Source organism: Pseudomonas sp. S32, assembly GCF_016648095.1.
In the GTDB taxonomy this organism is placed as follows: Bacteria; Pseudomonadota; Gammaproteobacteria; order Pseudomonadales; family Pseudomonadaceae; genus Aquipseudomonas; species Aquipseudomonas parafulva.
The window spans coordinates 11,244-31,478 of record NZ_JACVVF010000016.1; the positions used below are offsets into that span (position 1 = coordinate 11,244).

The following is a 20,235-nucleotide window of genomic DNA, read 5'->3' on the forward strand; positions in this document are numbered from 1 at the left end:
GATTATTCGCTGGTAAGGGCTTTGACCGGGTCGAGACGGGCCGCCTTGCGGGCAGGCATGAAGCCGAACACGATGCCGGTCACCACGGCGCAGGCAAAGGCGCCAAGAATGGCGGGCAGGGCGAAGGCCACGGCGACGCCGCCAAGCATCAGGCCTGCGCCGATGCCAAGGGCCAGGACGATGCCGGTGAGGCCGCCGACCATCGACAGCATCACCGCCTCGCTGAGGAACTGGCGAAGGATGTCGCGCTGGCGGGCGCCGGTAGCCATGCGGATGCCGATTTCGCGGGTGCGTTCGCGCACCGTCATGAGCATGATGTTCATCACGCCGATACCGCCGACCAGCAGGGAAATCGCGGCGATGGCACCGAGCATCAGCGACAGGCTGTTCTGCGTGCGCGCCTCGGCCTGGATCAGCGCAGCGTCGTTGGTCAGTTCGAAGTCTTGCTTGCCCTGGTGGCGCTGGCGCATCAGGTGGTCGATGGCCGCCTCGGTCTCGGCCACCCGGGCCGAGTCGCGGGCGGCAATGATCACGTACTCCGGGTCCTGGGTGCCGAACAGGCGAATGGACGCTGCCGAGTAGGGCACAACGATACGTTCGTCGCTATTCTGGTCGCCGGAGCTGGCGCCCTTTTCAGCCAGCACGCCGACGATCTGGAAGGGCACGTTGCCGAGCAGCAGGTACTGGCCGATCGGGTCGCTGCCGGGTTCGAGCAGCTTGTCGCGTACCTTCTGGCCAATGACAGCCACGGCGGCGCCGGTGCGTTCGTCGCTATCGCTGAAGAAGCTGCCCCGCACTACCGGCCAGTTGAGAATGTGGGGGAACTCGATGTTATTGCCGCCTACGTAGAATTTCTGGTTGTTGTTACCGTGGCGCACCATCACGTCGTTTCCGATTACCGGCATGACCCGGGTGACCTGGGGCAGTTGCGCAATGGCTGCGACATCGTCGAGGGTAACTATCCCCGCGGGCTCGCGCAGCGTGGCATGGCGGCCATTGAGGTAAAGGATGTTCGAACCGAAGGCGGCCATCTGTGCCATTACCTGGCGCTTGCTGCCTTCGCCCACGGCCAACATGACCACCACCGAAGCGACGCCAATGACGATGCCAAGCAGGGTCAGGGCGGTGCGGAACCGATTGATCCACATCACCCGCCAGGCCGCCTGCAGGGCTTCCAACAACTCACCTTTCCAGGCACCGCGCAGGGTTGCGCCGTGGCCCAGGCGCTGGCGCAGTGCGTCGGCCTGCAGCCCTTTTGGCGTTTCGGCGCTGGGCAGCCCGGCTGCCGAGTCGCTGATGATCAGGCCATCGCGAATCTCGATAACCCGCTGCGCACGTGCCGCCACTTCGCGGTCGTGGGTGATCAGGATGATCACATGGCCTTGGCTGGCCAGTTCGTCGAGCAGCGCCATCACCTCGGTGCCGCTGTGGCTGTCCAGGGCACCGGTGGGTTCGTCGGCAAGGATGATGTGGCCGCCGTTCATCAACGCCCGGGCAATCGACACTCGCTGTTGCTGGCCGCCGGACAGCTGGTGCGGGCGATTGCCTGTGCGGCTGGCCAAGCCCAGGCGAGTGAGCAGGGCGGCCGCGCGGGCGTGGCGTTCGCTGGCGGGGGTGCCAGCATAAATGGCTGGCATCTCGACGTTTTCCTGGGCCGAGCCGGAAGGAATCAGGTGGTAGCCCTGGAACACGAAGCCGAAAGCTTCGCGGCGTAACCAGGCCAGTTCGTCGCTGCCCAGTTCGGCCACGTCCTTGCCGGCGAAGCGATAGCTGCCGGAGGAGGGGCGGTCCAGGCAGCCAAGGATGTTCATCAGGGTCGACTTGCCGGAGCCCGAGGCGCCGACAATGGCGAGGAATTCGCCGGGGTGCACGGTCAGGCTGATGCCGCGCAGCACGTCGACTCTCGGGGTGTCGAGGCCGCCATAGACTTTGCGGATATCGTTGAGCTCGATCAGGGGAGCAGGCATTCAACCTCCGCTGGCGGCAGGCGCGCCGATGACAAGGCGTTCGCCTTCGCTGACGCCGTCCAGAATCTGTACCCGCAGGCGGTCACTGAGACCAGTGCGCACCTTGCGCGCTTCGACTTTGCCGTCGCGGGTGAGCACCTGAGCCAGGCGCAGGCCGTCGCCGTTGCTGTCGTCGAGGGCCGCCAGCGGTGCGGTCAGAACCTGGCTGGCCTGGCCGGCGACGAAGAATACCTGGGTGGTCATCTCGGCCATCAGGGCGCCATCCGGGTTGTCCACATCGAGCAGCACGGTGTACTGGACCACTTGGGCACCCGTGGTCCCGGCGGTGGCGCTGACTGGGCTGCCGCCGCCCTGACTTGACTGTTCCAGCGGTTTGGGTGGGATCGGCAGAATCTGCCGCACGGTGCTGGTCCAGCGGCGCTTGCCGCCGGAGAGGGTGGTGAAGTAGGCCATCATGCCGGGCTGGACCTTGCCAATGTCGGCTTCGGAAACCTGCGCCCACACGGTCATCGGTGAAAGCCTGGCGATTCGCAGTATCAGCGGGGTCTGTTGCTGGGCATTGAGGGTCTGGCCTTCACGGGCATCCACGGCCACTACGGTGCCGTCCATGGGTGCATAGATGCGCGTGTAGCCCAGTTCGGCCTGGTCGCTGCGCAGGCTGGCCTGGGCCTGAAGGATCTGCGCCTGGTACATGTCGATGCGCGCCTGGGTGACCTTGAGCTGGGCATCGGCGGTCTGCAGGTCTTGCTCGCGGGTGGCGCCGGCGGCGGCCAAGTCGCGCTGGCGCTTGAGCTGCTGCTGGGCCAGGCGATACTGGGCGCGCTGTTCGGCCAGCTGGGCTTTGAGATTTTCGATCGAATAGCGGCCGGCATCGAGCCTGGCCTGCTGGGTGGAAGGGTCGATTTCCACCAGCAACTGGCCTTGGCGAACCTGGTCGCCCGCTTCTACATGCAGGCGACGTATCTGCCCGGAGGCCTGTGCGCCAACGTCCACATAGCGGCGTGGTTGCAGCGTGCCGAGTGCCGTTACACTGCTTTCGATGTCGGCGCGGGTAACAGCGACCGTGTTGACCGGCTGATTGTCGAAGGGCAGGGCCTTCCAGGCCAGCAGGCTGCCCAGGCCAAGCAGGCCCAGGCCACCGAGGAAGAGGCGGCGGCGAGTGTTGGATGAGCGTGTCATGCGGGCTTCCAGCCAGGGATGTTGGCTACACGCGGCTAAATGCGGCGCGCAGGGAGGTCCCAGTGAGACGAAGTTGGGGGAGCAGGATTTACCCGGTTAAGTGGAGGGAGGCTGTGTTGCTGAGAATAATTATAATTTGTAAGATTGCACGCTGATATCACATTTTCCCTCGACCTTGCCGTTGGCCAGGCAGGGCGGCGCCAGGTGTCGTTGTGGAACATTATTACCGTGAATTGGTGAGCTTCCTTTGCGCACGTCTTGGTAGTCGCCAGGCGGCAGAGGACGTTGCCCACGATGCATACCTGCGGGTACTGGAGCGCACCGACCCCGAGCGCATTGAGCACCCACGCGCGTTTCTGTACCGCACAGCACTCAACCTGGTAGTCGACCGTCATCGGAGGCATCAGGTGCGCCAGGCCGAACCGTTGGACGTGCTGGACAACGACGAGCGCTGGCACAGTCCTGCACTGACCCATGGCATGCAGCTCGATCAGCGCCTGGCATTGATGCAGCGTGCGCTGGATGAGTTGAGCAAGCCCTGCCGCGACAGCTTCCTGCTGCGCAAGCTCGAAGGGCTGTCCCACCAACAGATCGCTGAAAGCCTGGGCATCTCGCGCAGCCTGGTGGAAAAGCACATTGTCAACGCCATGAAGCACTGCCGGGTGCGCATGCGCCAGTGGGATTGCTGAACGCCGGGTTAGAGGCAAATGTAAATTCCAACAGCCAATCACTTGATTTATGCAGCTTTCCCGGCTTCTATCAAAGAAGACCGCTGTTAGGTATGGCCCTCGCAGTAGCCGTGATTGGCGCAGTAGGCCTGGAATGCAACCATTACCCCCTTGCCCCAGGCCCGATCATGGCAAACAAGTCCCTGCGCATCCTCATCGCCGACGCCCACCCGTACCAGCGCCTGCAACTGGAACGCTTGCTCAACGGCATGGGCTATTACCGCATTGCCCCAGTCGAGCATTTTGAAGAGCTGCAGCGCCTGGTGCAGTGCGCCTTGCAGCCGTTCCACCTGCTGTTGGGCAACATCGAACTGGCCAGCCACGCCGGTGTGGACCTGGCGCGGTTCTGCCGGGTGAGCACGCAGATCCAGCACGCCTTGCTCTACCACTCCACCCAGGTGAAAGTGCCGGCTGTGCCCCAGGCCGAACGCCAGGCCATCAACCTGAGCCTGCCGCAGGTGCCGGACAACGACGCGCTGTTGTCATTCATGTCGATCATCGACGCGCCGCAGGTGGTGGGCACACTCAGGTTGCCGGGTGGCGTGCCGGTGCCGGTGGGCAGGCCCCTGGGCAATTTTGCGCAGACGGTGTTCCATCGCTGAAGCCGGCAAGGGCAGGGCAACGAGGCCGCTATTTGTTATCCTCCAGCCCTTCATCCTGTTGCGAAACCTGCCATGACTGCCCTTGATACCGCTCGCCCACCCCGGTTTACCCGCGGCGACCACCGGACCCTTGGCCTGGCTGCGTTGGGCGGCGCGTTGGAAATCTACGATTTCATCATCTTCGTGTTCTTCGCCCTGACCCTCAGCCAGCTGTTCTTTCCCCCTGAAATGCCCGAGTGGCTGCGCCTGCTGCAAAGCTTCGGCATTTTTGTCACGGGTTACCTGGCGCGGCCGCTGGGCGGCATTCTGATGGCGCATTTTGCTGATCACCTGGGGCGCAAGAAAGTGTTCAGCCTGAGCATTCTGATGATGGCCCTGCCGTGCCTGCTGATTGGCGTGATGCCTACCTATGCCGATATCGGCTATGCGGCGCCACTGCTGCTGCTGGCCCTGCGCATTCTGCAAGGGGCGGCGGTGGGCGGCGAAGTGCCCAGTGCGTGGACGTTCGTTGCCGAACATGCGCCCGCGGGCCGGCGCGGTTATGCCCTGGGCTTCCTGCAGGCGGGGCTGACCTTCGGCTACTTGCTGGGGGCGCTGACTGCAACGCTGCTGGCGCAGGTGTTCACAGCTGAAGAGATTCTTGCCTACGCCTGGCGCTACCCGTTCCTGCTGGGCGGTGTGTTTGGCGTGGTCGGCGTGTGGCTGCGCCGCTGGCTGAGCGAGACACCGGTGTTCTTGGCCCTGCGGGCGCGCCAGGCGCAGCCGGTGAGCTTCCCGCTGCGGCGGGTACTGGGTGAGCACCGGCAGGCGTTGATCCCCGCGGCGCTGTTGACCTGCGTGCTGACGTCCGCAGTGGTGGTACTGGTGGTGATTACGCCGACAGTGATGCAGCAGCGGTTCGGCATGACGGCCGGGCACACCTTTGCCCTGAGCAGCGTGGGTATCGTCTTCCTCAATGTGGGGTGCGTGCTGGCCGGCCTGCTGGTCGACCGGGTGGGGGCCTGGCGTGCCTTGATGGTCTACAGCCTGGTGCTGCCGTTGGGCATCAGCGCTTTGTACGCCAGCCTGGTGGGGCAGTGGGGCGTGACCTGGCTGGCCTATGGGCTGGCGGGCCTTGGTTGCGGGGTTGTGGGGGTGGTGCCGTCGGTGATGGTGGGGTTGTTCCCGGCCGAGATACGCGTGTCGGGTATTTCGTTTACCTACAACGTGGCCTATGCGTTATGGGCCAGTACCACGCCGCTGGCCTTGATCGCGCTGATGCCATGGAGCCCATGGGTGTGTGTGGGGTTCTGCGCTGTAATGGGGGCGGTGGGGCTGCTGACGGCGTTGTATTTTGGGGCGCGTGAGCCGCTGGCGTTCGCGGCAGAGCCCAAGCCCGTCTTGTGTGGCGCTCGACCAGGCAGGCGCTGAACGCTCACCTGTGCACATAAAAAACCGGCTCCCAAGAGCCGGTTTTTTTCACCCCAAGAACGTTACATGTTGGGGTAGTTGGGGCCGCCTGCACCCTCAGGGGTGACCCAGGTGATGTTCTGGGCCGGGTCCTTGATGTCGCAGGTTTTGCAGTGCACGCAGTTTTGCGCGTTGATCTGGAAGCGCTTGCTGCCGTCTTCCTGGGTGACCACCTCGTACACGCCGGCCGGGCAGTAGCGCTGGGCAGGCTCATCGTACAACGGCAGGTTGCTGGCGATCGGTACACTCGGGTCGGTCAGCTTCAGGTGGCAGGGTTGCTCCTCTTCGTGGTTGGTGCTGGACAGGAACACCGAGCTGAGCTTGTCGAAGCTCAGCTTGCCATCGGGTTTCGGGTACTCGATTTTTTGCGAATCGGCTGCAAGCTTCAGGCAGGCGTAGTCCGGCTTGGTATCACGCAGGGTGAACGGCAGCTTGCCGGCGAACCAGTTCTGGTCGACGTAGTTGAAGGCAGCGCCCAGCAGGGGGCCGAACTTGTGCATGGCAGGGCCGAAGTTGCGGCTGGCGAACAGTTCTTCGTATAGCCAGCTGGCCTTGAAGGCGCTGACGTAACCATTGAGTTGATCGCCACCCTCGCTGCCGGCCAGCAAGGCGTCGGCCACCGCTTCGGCGGCAAGCATGCCGGACTTCATCGCGGTGTGGCTGCCCTTGATCTTGGCCACGTTCATGGTGCCCAGGTCGCAACCGATCAAGGCGCCGCCGTTGAACACCATTTTCGGCAGCGAGTTGAGGCCACCCTTGGCCAGGGCGCGGGCGCCGTAGCTGATGCGCTTGCCGCCTTCAAGGTACTGGCTGATGACCGGGTGATGCTTGAGGCGCTGGAATTCGTCGAACGGCGACAGGTACGGGTTGGCGTAGGACAGGTCAACGATGAGCCCGACCACCACCTGGTTGTTTTCCAGGTGATAGAGGAACGAGCCACCGGTGTTGTCCTTGGCCATTACATCCAGCGGCCAGCCGGCGGTGTGTACCACCAGGCCCTGCTCATGCTTGGCGGGGTCGATTTCCCACAGCTCTTTCAGGCCGATGCCGTAATGCTGCACGTCCGACGCGTTGTCCAGGTCGAAGCGCTTGATCAGTTGCTTGCCGATATGGCCGCGGCAGCCCTCGGCGAACAGCGTGTACTTGGCGCGCAGTTCCATGCCAGGGGTGTACAGGCCGTCCTTGGGCTGGCCTTCACGGTCAACGCCCAGGTCGCCGGTGACGATGCCGCGCACCACACCGTTTTCGTCGAACAGCGCCTCCTGGGCGGCAAACCCCGGGTAGATCTCCACACCCAGGTTCTCCGCCTGCTGGGCCAGCCAGCGGCACAGGTTGCCCAGGGAGATGATGTAGTTGCCATGGTTGTGCATGGTCTTGGGCACGAACAGGTCTGGCACCTTGGTCGAGCTGCCCGCATCCTTGAGCACATAGATGTCGTCGCGCTTGACTTCGGTATTGAGCGGCGCGCCCATGGCTTTCCAGTCCGGGAACAGCTCGTTCAGGGCGCGGGGTTCGAACACGGCACCGGAGAGAATATGGGCACCGACCTCGGAGCCTTTTTCCACCACGCAGACGCTGATTTCGCTACCGGCTTCGGCGGCCTTCTGCTTCAGGCGGCAGGCGGCGGACAGGCCTGCCGGGCCAGCGCCGACGATGACCACGTCGAATTCCATGTATTCGCGTTCCACTGGTTCTCTCCTACTCATCAAGGCGGGTGTGTTGCTTGGTCTTATGGGTGCACAGGGCATTTGCTGTAGTGGTGGCAACCGCGCAGCGGTAGCCGGGCAAATGGCGGACTACACCGTTTTGTCTTGGTCGCGCATTATATCTACACCACTTGGCGGATCCAATACAAACGTTTGTTTGAATTTGCCGCAGGCCAGTAAAATCACAGGTAAGCGGCTGGAAGGTGACCGGTTTGCCGTATTGACCGGATTAGGTGTTACGGTCAAGATACGAGCGGTTTTACGTTCGCCGTAGGCTTGCAGCCGGGCGCAGGTACACCTCTAAAAACCAGGTGTGGAGCAGGGTTTTCAGGCTTTGGCGCGGTTTGTAGTGCAGTTTACACACCACGACAGAAAATGACCCGCGCGTATTTGCCGCAGCGGTCCGCATACGACTGTTTGGTCACGCTGAAGAAGCTGCCCCCAGGTACGTTTTTAGAGGTGCCCTTGTACCCACGCGCATCGCCGGGCTCAGCCCCAGGCGACTATCTATTCACCGGAGAGTAACGAGGAATCCATGAAGGTTCTTGTAGCTGTCAAACGAGTGGTCGACTACAACGTCAAGGTTCGCGTCAAGGCGGACAACTCCGGCGTCGACCTCGCCAACGTCAAGATGTCCATGAACCCCTTCTGCGAAATTGCCGTGGAAGAAGCCGTCCGCCTGAAGGAAAAGGGCGTTGCGACCGAGATCGTCGTCGTCTCCGTCGGCCCGACCACTGCCCAGGAACAGCTGCGTACTGCCCTGGCACTGGGTGCCGACCGCGCCATCCTGGTGGAAGCTGCTGACGAGCTGAACTCCCTGGCTGTGGCCAAGGCGCTCAAGGCCGTTGTCGACAAGGAGCAGCCACAGCTGGTTATCCTTGGCAAGCAGGCCATCGACAGCGACAACAACCAGACTGGCCAGATGCTGGCGGCGCTCACCGGCTACGCCCAGGGCACCTTCGCTTCCAAAGTGGAAGTGGCGGGCGACAAGCTGAACGTCACCCGTGAAATCGATGGCGGCCTGCAGACCGTATCGCTGAACCTGCCAGCCATCGTCACCACCGACCTGCGCCTGAACGAGCCGCGCTATGCGTCGCTGCCCAACATCATGAAGGCCAAGAAAAAGCCGCTGGAAACCGTCACGCCCGACGCCCTGGGCGTTTCCCTCGCCTCCACCAACAAGACCCTGAAGGTTGAAGCCCCGGCTGCCCGCAGCGCCGGCATAAAGGTCAAATCGGTGGCCGAACTGGTCGAGAAGCTGAAGAACGAAGCGAAGGTAATCTAAATGACTATCCTGGTTGTCGCTGAATACGAAAACGGTGCCGTAGCCCCGTCCACCCTGAACACTGTCGCTGCAGCCGCCAAGATTGGTGGTGATGTGCATGTGCTGGTCGCAGGCCAGAACGTCGGCGGCGTTGCCGAGTCCGCTGCCAAGATCGCTGGCGTTGCCAAGGTTCTGGTTGCTGATAACGCAGCCTACGCCCACGTCCTGCCGGAAAACGTCGCGCCGCTGATCGTCGACCTGGCCAAGGGCTACAGCCACGTGCTGGCACCTGCCACCACCAACGGCAAGAACATCCTGCCACGCGTTGCCGCGCTGCTGGACGTCGACCAGATCTCCGAGATCATCTCGGTCGAATCCGCCGACACCTTCAAGCGCCCTATCTACGCCGGTAACGCCATTGCCACCGTACAGTCGAGTGCCGCAATCAAGGTCATCACCGTGCGTACCACCGGCTTTGACGCCGTGGCTGCCGAAGGTGGCTCCGCTGCTGTTGAAGCTGTTGGCGCTGCGCACAACGCTGGTATCTCCACCTTCGTCGGTGAAGAACTGGCCAAGTCCGACCGCCCTGAGCTGACTGCAGCCAAGATCGTCGTCTCTGGCGGCCGTGGCATGGGTAACGGTGACAACTTCAGCCACCTGTACAGCCTTGCCGACAAGCTGGGCGCTGCCGTGGGTGCCTCGCGCGCCGCGGTCGATGCGGGCTTTGTGCCTAACGACATGCAGGTCGGCCAGACCGGCAAGATCGTCGCGCCGCAGCTGTACATCGCCGTCGGTATTTCGGGTGCTATCCAGCACTTGGCCGGTATGAAGGACTCCAAGGTGATCGTTGCGATCAACAAGGACGAAGAGGCGCCCATCTTCCAGGTGGCCGATTACGGCCTGGTCGCGGACCTGTTCGAAGCCGTGCCGGAGCTGGAAAAGCTGGTCTGATCCGCTGGCTTCACTTATAAAGAACCCGGCCCCGTTGAGGGGCCGGGTTTTTTTATGGGTTGAGGAGTAACGGATGATACGGCGGTGGAAGGGCAGGTGGCTGGCCTGCATGGCGGCACTGATAACGCCGCTGGCCATGGCGGCTGGCAAGTGCGAGCGCCTGGTGGCGACCGGCAGCCCTGATGTGCCGCCTTATTCGTGGCAGGACCCGAAAGACCCCCGGCACCTGATCGGCACCAACGTCGACCTGCTGCGCCAGGTGGCCGGTGAGCTGGGGGTGAAGGTGGAAGTGCTGAGTGCGGGCCGTCGCGATCAGGCCTTGGAAGAGGTGCGCAGCGGGCGCATGGACCTGCTGCTTGACGCGCCCATGCAAGTGGAGCAACTGACGGCGCTGGACTACATTCACCCACCACTGCAGCTCAACGAGTACCTGGTGTGGACGCGCCATGACGCCGAGCTCACCTTCGACGGCCCCGCTGACCTGGCCAAGTACCAGGGCAGTTTGTCGGAGCGGGCCCGCCTCACACCTGCTTTCAATGCATTCGCCAAGGCCCAGTTGCGGCTGGTGCCCGCTCAGAACCTCACCCAGGCTTTCCAGAAGCTGGTACTTGGCCAGGTCGACTATGTGCTAGCCGGTCGTTACTCCGGCATGGCCATGGCCCAGGGGCTCGGCATGAGCAACCACCTGATTGCACGGGGCCTGCCGGTGGACAGGCCTGGCCTGTACCTGGCGCTTTCGCACAATTCTGCCTGCAATGACAGTTGGTTACGTGGGCAATTGGCGAAAAAACTGACAGAATTGCCGATCTCCGGTAAGTCCGACGCTGTGCTGCAGGCCAACCTCGAGCGCTGGAAAGCGCAATTGCAGGTGCCTGCGGACGCCCCCAAACACTAGGAAGATCGCGTGAGAACCCAAGCATTCATCCTTGCCATGGCCGTGTTGGGCCTGGCTGGCTGCGCCAATGATCCGGCCCCTGAAGAACAGATGCGCCTTTCCGAAAAGGCGCTGGAACAGGCCAAGGCCGTGGGCGCTACTGACCAGGTCGAACCCCTGAAGCTGGCTGAAGACAAGCTGGGCCGAGCCCGCACCAACATGCTCACCCAGGACTTCCGTGACGCGCGAATGCGCGCCGAGCAAGCCGAGCTGGATGCCAGGCTGGCCGAAGCACAGGTGCTCAACGTCAAGAGCGATGAACAGCTGCAGTTGTTGCAGACCCGGGTGAAGCGCTTGCGCAAACAGCTGGAGGTGCAGCCATGATCGCTCGCAAGCCATTGGCCACGTTGGCGCTGCTGATGCTGGCTGCAGGGCTTACCGGGTGCGCCAGCCAGCGCAGTGCTTCTGCGCTGGACGAGGCGACCGTGGCGTTCCAGCAGGTCAAGGACGATTCTGATGTGCTGCGCAGCGCCCCGCGTGATGTGATCCGTGCGGGTGAGTCGCTGGCCCGCGCCGAGCGCTTGTCTACGTACATCGGCAGTGGCTCGGACGTGCGCCATTACGCTTACCTGAGCCAGCGCTACAGCCAGATCGCCCGCGAGCACACCAAACTGGCGTTGAACCAGGAGCGCCTGGCGAAGCTTGACCTGGAGCGCCAGCGTCTGCAGTTGGCATTGCGCGAGGCCAAGTTGGCCAGTGTGCAGCAGCAGGGCCAATGGGTGGAGTCGCAGATCGCCGCACTGGCCTCGGAGCAGGGTGACCGTGGCTTGGTGTTGACGCTGGGCGATGTGCTGTTCGACACGGGCAGTGCCGACCTGCGCAATTCCGCCAGCCGCACGGTGCTCAAGCTGGTGCAGTTCCTCCAGCTCAACCCGCGTCGAGTCGTGCGCATCGAGGGCTACACCGACAGCACGGGTACGCCCGAAGAAAACCTCAAGCTCTCCCGCGACCGCGCCCAGGCCGTGGCAGATATGCTGGCCGACCTTGGTATTGATGAAAAGCGCCTGCTGGTTGAAGGCTACGGCGACCAGTACCCCGTAGAGGTGAACGCGTCGGAGCGGGGCAGGGCGCAGAACCGCCGTGTGGAGATCGTGTTTTCTGACGACAAGGGCAAGCTGGCGCCTGCGCGCTGATTTCGTTGGTAAGGGGCTGCAGTGCAGCCCTCCCGGTCATGGCGAAGGGTGGCAGCCCTCATCCAATCTCAACCTAGGCCGCCAGCGCCAACAAGCTGTATTGTCGATTAAGTTGCATTCTGTCCCCGTACACTTTGCAACTGTTACGGTATCCTCTACCGTCAGCCGTACAAGAACAATGAGCGTGTTGCCATGACCAACCTGCTGCTGTACCAGCGTATCGCCCAGCAACTGGCCGAAGACATCCGCCGTGGTGTGTACCAGCCGGGCGAGCGTGTGCCTTCGGTGCGCAAGATGAGCGCCCAGTTGAATGTCAGCCATGCCACGGTGCTGCAGGCCTACGCCAACCTCGAAGACCAGGGCTTGATCCGTGCGCGGCCGCAGTCTGGCTACTATGTGCACCAGACCCCGGCCCTGACTGCCCAGACCCCGGACATTGCCCGGGTGGAGCGCCCAGGGTTGGTCACCCGCGCCAGTATCATCCAGCAGGTGCTGGCCGAGGCACGTCGTGATGGCGTGTTCCCGTTCGGTGCTGCCGTGCCCCATGTCGATTACCTGCCGGTGCGGGCTTTGCACCAGCAGATTGCCAAGGTCACCCGCTTCCACAGCCCGCGTGCGTTCAGCTACATGTTTAGCCCAGGTTTCGAGCCGTTGCGCCGGCAAATTGCCATTCGCATGCGCGATGCGGGCGTGCTGGTCGACCCGCGTGAGGTCATCGTTACGCACGGTTGTGTAGACGCCCTGCAAATGTCCCTGCGTGTGCTGACGCGGCCAGGTGACCTGATTGCCGCCGAATCGCCCACGTACTACGGTTTGCTGCAACTGGCTGACCTGCTGGGCCTGAAAGTGATCGAAATACCCAGTGATCCGTCTACCGGCATCAGCCTGGAGGCCTTGCAGCTTGCCGCGAACCAGTGGTCGATCAAGGCGCTGGTGCTCACTGCGCGGCTGAGTAACCCACTGGGTGGCACCGTACCGGAGGAGCGACAAAAGCAGTTGCTGCGCCTGGCGTCGGATTTCGATATCCAGATCATCGAAGACGATATCTATGGCGAGCTGATGTTCGATCAGGGCAAGGCCAAGGCGCTCAAAGCCTATGATCGGCTTGACCGGGTGATCTACTGCTCCAGCTTCTCCAAGACCTTGTCACCCGGCGTGCGCGTTGGCTGGATGATTGCCGGGCGTTACCAGGACGAAATCCAGCGGCTGCAGACCTTTACCACGCACTCGGCCTGCAGCGTCACGCAGATGGCTGTGGCCGCCTACCTGGAGAACGGTGGTTACGACCGGCACCTGCGGTTCATTCGTCAGGAGTACCGCAAGAACCTCAGTGCCTATCAGCTGGCGGTGCAGCAGCATTTCCCTGAAGGCACCCAGATGACGCGGCCCACCGGTGGCTTCATTTTGTGGGTAAGCCTGCCTGGGCGGGTAAACACCCAGGACTTGCACGTACGCGCGCTGGAGCAGGGGATCAGCATTGCACCGGGGCTCATCTTCAGTAATACCGAGCAGTTCAATCACTGCATTCGGCTAAACTGCGGCATCCCATGGAACAAGGAAGCCGAGCGGGCAGTCATCACACTGGGCCTGCTGGCACAACAATTGTGCAGGGAGCCGGCAACCACACTTTTGTAAGGCTTGTCAGGCGGCTGCGGAACAGGGAGCATACGCATTTACCATGTCGGTCTGTCCATTTGCCATGATTGCATTGCGCCGTTTTTTCCTGGTTGTCTGCCTTGCGCCGTTGTGCTGGCCTGCTGGCGTGGTGCTGGCTGCCCAGCCGGCTGCCCAGGCGCAGGCTGGCAAGGCCCAGGCGCCGTCCAAGGCGGTGAAAAAACAGGCTGTGCGCAAGCCCGCCAGTAAGAAGGCCAGGCAGGCCAAGGCCGTGGCCAAGCCGCTGCCCAAGGCCAACCTCGACCTGAGCCTGCCTGCCGAGATGGTGGAGAACCTGACGCCCAACGTGGGCACCAACCCGTCGCCGATCAAGAAGCGCAAGCCTTTGCTACCGCCGATGTTCGCTGAAAAGCCCGAAGCCGACAGCCCGTTCCAGCTCAATGGCCGCTTGATCAGCAACGAGATGCAGTTGCAGCTGCGCAACGACAGCCGTCGGGATGTGGAAGGTGCGGCCATCGACTTCCAGTACCGCCAGTAAGCCCTGCTGACTGCCCGGTCACTGCAGATTTCATCAAGCCAGCAATTTCAAACGTGCGTTTGAGCCGCTAGTATTCAGGGGTGATCGCCCCGTTGTGTTCCCTGGAGTTCTGATTGTGTTGCAAGCCATGACCTGTCGCGAGGGCTGCGGTGCCTGCTGCATCGCGCCCTCCATCACCTCCGCCATGCCGCGCATGCCTGACGGCAAGCCCGCTGGCCAGCGTTGCCTGCACCTGACGGCTGCAAACCTCTGCGACTTGTTCGGCAAGCCTGAGCGGCCATCGGTGTGCGGCGGTTTCAAGGCTGACCCTGAGGTGTGTGGCCGTGACAGTGAAGAGGCGATCAGAATTCTCGGCTGGTGGGAGCGCATGACGGCGGCGTGACAGGCTGGATCCTCGACAACAAGGATAAACATGATGAGATCGTTGAAGCGTATTGCATTGCTGTGTGGTGTCAGTGCCCTGCTGTCGCCTGTTGCCTGGGCCGAGAATTGGCAGGTGGCCAAGGATGAGGACGGGATCAAGGTGTCCCTGAGTGAAGTGCCTGGCTCCAAGTACAAGGCCTACCGGGGTGTCACCGTCATCAAGGCGCCTCTGGCCAAGGTGCAGGCGCTGCAGGAAGACGTGGCGGGGGCCTGCGCATGGATTCATGAATGCAAGGCGCAAAAGGTGCTCAAGCACGAGGGTGACAAGACCTGGACCTACACCCAGTTCAATACGCCCTGGCCGGTGACGCCACGGGATTCGGTGCTGCAGGTGACCACGGTCAAACAGGCCGATGGCAGCCTGTTGCGCAACCTCAAGGAGGAGCCGACCTATGTGCCGGAAGAAAAAGGCTTCGTGCGGGTGGCTCAGGTCGAGGGCTTCTGGAAGCTGGTGCCTCAAGGCAACAGCACCGAGGTGACGTACCAGGTGCACACCGAGCCAGGGGGCAGCGTGCCGTCGTGGTTGGCCAACAAGTTCGTGGTGGATGCACCGTTCAATACCCTGAAGGCCCTGCGGGAACGCGCTGAGAAAAACTGACCGCCAAATCCGGCCGGGTGCGATGTGTTTCGGGCACCAGGTTGAGGCGGTGTAATAAAAAGGGCTGCCCATGGGCAGCCCTTTTGGTTTCAGCCTCTAGGGCTTACTTGCGGTCCTGCAATGCAACGATGTCGCGTTTAGGTTCGCCGGTGTACAGCTGGCGTGGGCGGCCGATCTTGTACGGGCTGGAGAGCATCTCTTTCCAGTGCGAGATCCAGCCTACGGTGCGCGCCAGGGCGAAGATCACGGTGAACATGCTGGTCGGAATGCCGATCGCCTTCAGGATGATGCCCGAGTAGAAGTCGACGTTCGGGTACAGCGAGCGTTCGATAAAGTACGGATCGGTGAGTGCGATCTCTTCCAGGCGCATGGCCAGTTCCAGCTGCGGGTCATTCTTGATGCCCAGCTCGCGCAGCACTTCGTCGCAGGTCTGCTTCATCACGGTGGCGCGCGGGTCGCGGTTCTTGTAAACGCGGTGACCGAAGCCCATCAGCTTGAACGGGTCGTTCTTGTCCTTGGCCTTGGCAATGAAGGTGTCGATGTTCGAGACATCGCCAATTTCATCGAGCATGGTCAGCACGGCTTCGTTGGCGCCGCCGTGGGCAGGGCCCCACAGCGCGGCGATGCCGGCCGCGATACAGGCGAACGGGTTGGCACCCGAAGAGCCCGCCAGGCGCACGGTGGAGGTGGAAGCGTTTTGTTCGTGGTCGGCGTGGAGGATGAAGATCCGGTCCATCGCCTTGGCCAGCACCGGGCTGATCGGTTTGATCTCGCACGGGGTGTTGAACATCATGTGCAGGAAGTTTTCCGCGTACGACAGGTCGTTGCGCGGGTACATCATCGGCTGGCCCATGGAGTACTTGTAAACCATCGCGGCCAGGGTCGGCATCTTGGCGACCAGGCGCACCGCAGAGATTTCGCGGTGTTGCGGGTTATTGATGTCCAGGGAGTCGTGGTAGAAGGCCGAGAGGGCGCCGACCACGCCGCACATCACCGCCATCGGGTGAGCGTCGCGACGGAAGCCGTTGAAGAAGGTTTTCAGCTGTTCGTGAACCATGGTGTGGTTCTTGACGTTGCTGACGAACTTGGCCTTCTGCTCGGCGTTTGGCAGTTCGCCATTGAGCAGCAGGTAGCAAGTTTCGAGGTAGTCGGACTGTTCGGCGAGTTGCTCGATGGGGTAGCCGCGGTGCAGCAGTACGCCCTTGTCGCCATCAATGTAGGTGATCTTCGACTCGCACGATGCGGTCGCCATGAAACCAGGGTCGAAGGTGAAGTGACCTGTGGCCCCCAACCCGCGGACGTCGATTACATCAGGACCAACGGTGCCGGTTAAAATGGGCAGCTCGACGGGGGCTGCGCCCTCGATGACCAACTGCGCTTTTTTGTCAGCCATGTGGCCTCCTATTAATGCTTGAAATCATCAGACAGACCCCCCACGCAGGGCCCGCACCACTATAGAGGGATAAATTCAGATGTCAATTTGCCTAAAGGCTTGTTGAATCAAGGGCTGGAGCCTGATTTTTCGGGAATTTTCGGCCCATTTACGCCTTTTGCGCGGCAAAGGCAATGCGCTATTCGGGCTACCCCGTCACGTTGTCATGAGCAGCCTAACTGTCTATACTCGGCACCCGACCGCCAGGGGCTTGCAAGCCCGAACTGCTGGGGGTCGCCGTTCCCTGGGTGGTGGGTACCTGACCAGTACACTTACCAACAACTTTGCCCTGATTCGCTAGGGGCTCTTCAGTGTGAAAAAAGCCGTGAAAAGCCAACGACCTGTAAACCTAGACCTAAGGACCATCAAGCTCCCCGTCACTGCGTACACGTCCATTCTGCACCGTATCTCCGGCGTCATCCTGTTCCTCGGCCTTGCCATCATGCTGTATGCACTGGGCAAGTCGCTGGGTTCCGAGGAAGGCTTCGGCGAGGTGAAGGCGTGTCTGACCAGCCCGCTGGCCAAGTTCGTGACCTGGGCCCTGCTGTCCGCCCTGCTGTATCACCTGGTGGCCGGTGTGCGCCACCTGATCATGGACATGGGCATCGGTGAGACGCTGGAAGGCGGCAAACTGGGCTCGAAAATCGTGATTGTCATCTCCGTGGTGGTGATCGTACTGGTGGGAGTTTGGGTATGGTAACCAACGTCACGAACCTGTCGCGTTCGGGCCTCTACGACTGGATGGCGCAGCGCGTTTCTGCGGTCGTTCTCGCGGCTTACTTCATCTTCCTGATCGGCTACGTGGTCGCTCACCCCGGTATCGACTACGCCCAGTGGCATGGTCTGTTCTCCAACAACGCGATGCGGATCTTCAGTCTGCTGGCCCTCGTTGCCCTCGGCGCTCACGCCTGGGTCGGCATGTGGACCATTGCCACCGACTACCTGACGCCTATGTCGTTCGGCAAGTCGGCAACTGCGATTCGTTTCCTGTTCCAGGCGGTATGCGGCGTTGCGATGTTCGCTTACTTCGTCTGGGGTGTGCAGATTCTCTGGGGTATCTGATCCATGGCTAGCATTCCAACCATTTCCTTCGACGCCATCATCATCGGTGGCGGCGGCGCCGGCATGCGCGCAGCGCTGCAACTGGCACAGGGCGGTCACAAGACTGCCGTGGTCACCAAGGTGTTCCCGACCCGTTCGCACACCGTATCCGCCCAGGGCGGCATCACCTGCGCCATCGCTTCGGCCGACCCGAACGACGACTGGCGCTGGCACATGTACGATACCGTCAAGGGTTCCGACTACATCGGTGACCAGGACGCTATCGAATACATGTGTCAGGAAGGCCCGGCCGCGGTCTTCGAGCTGGATCACATGGGCCTGCCGTTCTCGCGTACCGAAACCGGCCGTATCTACCAGCGTCCGTTCGGTGGCCAGTCCAAGGACTTCGGTAAGGGTGGCCAGGCCGCCCGTACCTGCGCCGCTTCCGACCGTACCGGTCACGCGCTGCTGCACACCCTGTACCAGGGCAACCTGAAAGCCGGCACCACCTTCCTCAACGAGTACTACGCCGTTGACCTGGTAAAAAACCAGGAAGGCGCCTTCGTTGGTGTGATCGCGATCTGCATCGAAACCGGCGAAACCCTGTACATCAAGTCCAAGGCCACCGTACTGGCCACCGGCGGTGCAGGCCGTATCTACGCCTCCACCACCAACGCCCTGATCAATACCGGCGACGGTATCGGCATGGCCCTGCGTGCCGGTGTACCCGTGCAGGACATCGAGATGTGGCAGTTCCACCCAACCGGCATCGCCGGCGCCGGTGTACTGGTCACCGAGGGTTGCCGCGGTGAGGGTGGCTACCTGATCAACGCCCACGGCGAACGCTTCATGGAGCGTTACGCGCCGAACGCCAAAGACCTGGCCGGCCGTGACGTGGTCGCCCGTTCCATGGTCAAAGAGATCATCGCCGGCAACGGCGTGGGCCCGAACAAGGACCACGTGCTGCTGAAGCTGGACCACCTGGGCGAGGAAGTGCTGCACAGCCGCCTGCCAGGCATCTGCGAGCTGTCCAAGACCTTCGCCCACGTCGACCCTGTGGTCGCGCCGGTTCCGGTCGTTCCAACCTGCCACTACATGATGGGCGGCGTTGCCACCAATATTCATGGCCAGGCCATCACCATGGACGACGAAGGCAAGGATCACATCATTCCTGGCCTGTTCGCCGTAGGTGAAGTGGCGTGCGTGTCGGTTCACGGTGCCAACCGCCTGGGCGGCAACTCGCTGCTCGACCTGGTGGTGTTCGGCCGTGCGGCCGGCCTGCACCTGGAGAAGGCACTGAGCGACGGCATCGAGCACCTCGACGCCAGCGACACCGATATCGATGTTGCCCTGAGCCGCCTGAACAAGCTCAACGAGCGCTCCACTGGCGAAGACGTTGCCAGCCTCAAGCGCGAGCTGCAGAGCTGCATGCAGAACTACTTCGGTGTGTTCCGTACTGGCGAATACATGCTCAAGGGTATCGAGCAGCTGGCCGGCCTGCGCGAGCGGATCGCCAACGTCAAGATCAACGACAAGTCCCAGGCCTTCAACACCGCGCGTATCGAAGCGCTGGAGCTGCAGAACCTGCTGGAAGTTGCCGAAGCTACTGCCATCGCGGCCGAAGCCCGTAAAGAGTCCCGCGGCGCTCACGCCCGTGAAGACTTCGAAGACCGTGACGACGAAAACTGGCTGTGCCACACCCTGTACTACCCGGGTGTGAAGCGCGTTGCCAAGCGTGGCGTCAACTTTGCGCCGAAGACCGTACCGGCCTTCGAACCAAAAATCCGGACTTACTAAGGGTGGCTGCTATGTTGAAAGTCGAAGTTTATCGTTACAACCCCGACACCGACACGGCCCCCAAGATGGAGTCGTTCGACGTCGACACCGGCGGCAAGGACCTCATGGTTCTGGACGTGCTGGCGCTGATCAAGGAAAAGGACGAGGGCTTCTCGTACCGTCGCTCCTGCCGTGAAGGCGTGTGCGGTTCCGACGGCATGAACATGAACGGCAAGAACGGCCTGGCCTGCATCACCCCGCTGTCGGGCGTGGTCAAGGGCAACAAGCTGGTGCTGCGCCCGCTGCCGGGCCTGCCGGTCATTCGTGACCTGGTCGTCGACATGAGCATCTTCTACAAGCAGTACGAGAAGGTGAAGCCGTTCCTGCAGAACGACACGCCGGCCCCGGCCATCGAGCGCCTGCAGTCGCCAGAACAGCGCGAGAAGCTCGACGGCCTGTACGAGTGCATCCTGTGCGCCTGCTGCTCCACGTCCTGCCCGTCGTTCTGGTGGAACCCGGACAAGTTCCTGGGCCCAGCTGCGCTGTTGCAGGCGTACCGCTTCCTGGCCGACAGCCGTGATACCAAGACCCAGGAGCGCCTGGCGTCCCTGGATGACCCGTTCAGCGTATTCCGCTGCCGCGGGATCATGAACTGCGTAAACGTTTGCCCGAAGGGTCTGAACCCTACCAAGGCAATCGGTCACGTACGTAACATGCTGCTGCAAAGCGGCACCTGATATACACGTTGTACCTGCAGTATGCCGAGGTGCGGGCGCTGAGCCCGCACTGAGGTAAAACCCGAACCGGGGCTCACAAAGCCCTTGTTCATTACCTATGAAGATGAGACCAGCAGGGGCTTTCCGGGCTGGTACCCGGAAAATCAGCAGGATCCAGGTGGCG

20 protein-coding genes are annotated in these 20,235 nt (G+C 62.2%); 16 read left to right on the forward strand and 4 right to left on the reverse strand.

Features of this window, described 5'->3' with window-relative positions:
• Window positions 1–2: 2 nt before the first annotated feature.
• On the reverse strand, window positions 3–1,967 hold the full coding sequence (locus IAE38_RS11100; RefSeq protein ID WP_201162993.1) for a MacB family efflux pump subunit: 1,965 nt from the start codon (window positions 1,965–1,967) through the stop codon (window positions 3–5).
• Window positions 1,968–3,146 carry an efflux RND transporter periplasmic adaptor subunit gene (locus tag IAE38_RS11105; protein WP_028632205.1) on the reverse strand — a complete coding sequence of 393 codons (1,179 nt, stop codon included), beginning with the start codon at window positions 3,144–3,146 and terminating at the stop codon, window positions 1,968–1,970.
• Window positions 3,147–3,307: 161 nt separating this feature from the next.
• Between IAE38_RS11105 and IAE38_RS11110 the strand changes: the two genes are divergently transcribed.
• The 3 genes from IAE38_RS11110 to IAE38_RS11120 all read left to right on the forward strand — a co-directional run bounded on the left by IAE38_RS11110 (window position 3,308) and on the right by IAE38_RS11120 (window position 5,886).
• The gene (locus IAE38_RS11110) at window positions 3,308–3,835 is read left to right on the forward strand and encodes a sigma-70 family RNA polymerase sigma factor (RefSeq protein ID WP_272867583.1); all 528 of its coding nucleotides are present in this window, start codon (window positions 3,308–3,310) and stop codon (window positions 3,833–3,835) included.
• A gap of 167 nt (window positions 3,836–4,002) precedes the next feature.
• Window positions 4,003–4,476: a histidine kinase gene (locus IAE38_RS11115; RefSeq protein ID WP_201162991.1), complete on the forward strand. Its 474-nt coding sequence runs from the start codon at window positions 4,003–4,005 to the stop codon at window positions 4,474–4,476.
• 72 nt (window positions 4,477–4,548) lie between these two features.
• Complete coding sequence (locus IAE38_RS11120; protein ID WP_201217593.1) at window positions 4,549–5,886, forward strand: MFS transporter; 1,338 nt, start codon at window positions 4,549–4,551, stop codon at window positions 5,884–5,886.
• Between the two features lie 62 nt (window positions 5,887–5,948).
• On the opposite strand, the gene IAE38_RS11125 is transcribed toward IAE38_RS11120, so the two are convergent.
• Window positions 5,949–7,613: an electron transfer flavoprotein-ubiquinone oxidoreductase gene (locus tag IAE38_RS11125; protein ID WP_028632209.1), complete on the reverse strand. Its 1,665-nt coding sequence runs from the start codon at window positions 7,611–7,613 to the stop codon at window positions 5,949–5,951.
• A 553-nt stretch (window positions 7,614–8,166) separates the two neighbouring features.
• Between IAE38_RS11125 and IAE38_RS11130 the strand changes: the two genes are divergently transcribed.
• The 9 genes from IAE38_RS11130 (at window position 8,167) to IAE38_RS11170 (ending at window position 15,086) form a co-directional block, all read left to right on the forward strand.
• Window positions 8,167–8,916: an electron transfer flavoprotein subunit beta/FixA family protein gene (locus IAE38_RS11130; protein ID WP_016498683.1), complete on the forward strand. Its 750-nt coding sequence runs from the start codon at window positions 8,167–8,169 to the stop codon at window positions 8,914–8,916.
• Window positions 8,917–9,846, forward strand: coding sequence for an electron transfer flavoprotein subunit alpha/FixB family protein (locus tag IAE38_RS11135; RefSeq protein ID WP_201162988.1), 930 nt, complete (start codon window positions 8,917–8,919; stop codon window positions 9,844–9,846).
• A gap of 73 nt (window positions 9,847–9,919) precedes the next feature.
• Window positions 9,920–10,741: a substrate-binding periplasmic protein gene (locus IAE38_RS11140; protein ID WP_201217595.1), complete on the forward strand. Its 822-nt coding sequence runs from the start codon at window positions 9,920–9,922 to the stop codon at window positions 10,739–10,741.
• 9 nt (window positions 10,742–10,750) lie between these two features.
• On the forward strand, window positions 10,751–11,104 hold the full coding sequence (locus tag IAE38_RS11145; protein ID WP_201162986.1) for a DUF4398 domain-containing protein: 354 nt from the start codon (window positions 10,751–10,753) through the stop codon (window positions 11,102–11,104).
• Window positions 11,101–11,913, forward strand: coding sequence for an OmpA family protein (locus IAE38_RS11150; RefSeq protein ID WP_028632213.1), 813 nt, complete (start codon window positions 11,101–11,103; stop codon window positions 11,911–11,913). The genes IAE38_RS11145 and IAE38_RS11150 overlap by 4 nt, the downstream gene beginning before the upstream one ends.
• A 192-nt stretch (window positions 11,914–12,105) precedes the next feature.
• Window positions 12,106–13,548, forward strand: a complete 1,443-nt coding sequence (locus IAE38_RS11155; RefSeq protein WP_028632214.1) for an aminotransferase-like domain-containing protein — start codon at window positions 12,106–12,108, stop codon at window positions 13,546–13,548.
• A gap of 64 nt (window positions 13,549–13,612) precedes the next feature.
• Window positions 13,613–14,065 carry a hypothetical protein gene (locus tag IAE38_RS11160; RefSeq protein ID WP_201217649.1) on the forward strand — a complete coding sequence of 151 codons (453 nt, stop codon included), beginning with the start codon at window positions 13,613–13,615 and terminating at the stop codon, window positions 14,063–14,065.
• A gap of 127 nt (window positions 14,066–14,192) precedes the next feature.
• Window positions 14,193–14,447 carry a YkgJ family cysteine cluster protein gene (locus IAE38_RS11165; protein WP_201162983.1) on the forward strand — a complete coding sequence of 85 codons (255 nt, stop codon included), beginning with the start codon at window positions 14,193–14,195 and terminating at the stop codon, window positions 14,445–14,447.
• 33 nt (window positions 14,448–14,480) lie between these two features.
• Window positions 14,481–15,086 carry an START domain-containing protein gene (locus tag IAE38_RS11170; RefSeq protein WP_028632217.1) on the forward strand — a complete coding sequence of 202 codons (606 nt, stop codon included), beginning with the start codon at window positions 14,481–14,483 and terminating at the stop codon, window positions 15,084–15,086.
• Window positions 15,087–15,189: 103 nt separating this feature from the next.
• Here IAE38_RS11170 and gltA read toward each other — a convergent pair whose 3' ends face one another.
• Window positions 15,190–16,479 (reverse strand): citrate synthase, encoded by a 1,290-nt coding sequence (gene gltA, locus IAE38_RS11175; protein ID WP_028632218.1) that lies wholly within the window; start codon window positions 16,477–16,479, stop codon window positions 15,190–15,192.
• Window positions 16,480–16,831: 352 nt separating this feature from the next.
• Here gltA and sdhC point away from each other — a divergent pair, with 352 nt between their 5' ends.
• Genes sdhC through IAE38_RS11195 form a run of 4 tightly spaced genes read left to right on the forward strand, consistent with a single transcriptional unit; the run spans window position 16,832 to window position 20,072 of the window.
• A complete protein-coding gene (sdhC, locus tag IAE38_RS11180; protein ID WP_174435875.1) occupies window positions 16,832–17,218 on the forward strand; it encodes a succinate dehydrogenase, cytochrome b556 subunit in 387 nt (128 codons plus the stop codon).
• Window positions 17,212–17,580 (forward strand): succinate dehydrogenase, hydrophobic membrane anchor protein, encoded by a 369-nt coding sequence (gene sdhD, locus IAE38_RS11185; protein WP_028632220.1) that lies wholly within the window; start codon window positions 17,212–17,214, stop codon window positions 17,578–17,580. The genes sdhC and sdhD overlap by 7 nt, the downstream gene beginning before the upstream one ends.
• 3 nt (window positions 17,581–17,583) lie before the next feature.
• Complete coding sequence (sdhA, locus tag IAE38_RS11190; protein WP_028632221.1) at window positions 17,584–19,356, forward strand: succinate dehydrogenase flavoprotein subunit; 1,773 nt, start codon at window positions 17,584–17,586, stop codon at window positions 19,354–19,356.
• Between the two features lie 11 nt (window positions 19,357–19,367).
• The gene (locus tag IAE38_RS11195) at window positions 19,368–20,072 is read left to right on the forward strand and encodes a succinate dehydrogenase iron-sulfur subunit (protein ID WP_028632222.1); all 705 of its coding nucleotides are present in this window, start codon (window positions 19,368–19,370) and stop codon (window positions 20,070–20,072) included.
• Window positions 20,073–20,235 lie beyond the last annotated feature (163 nt).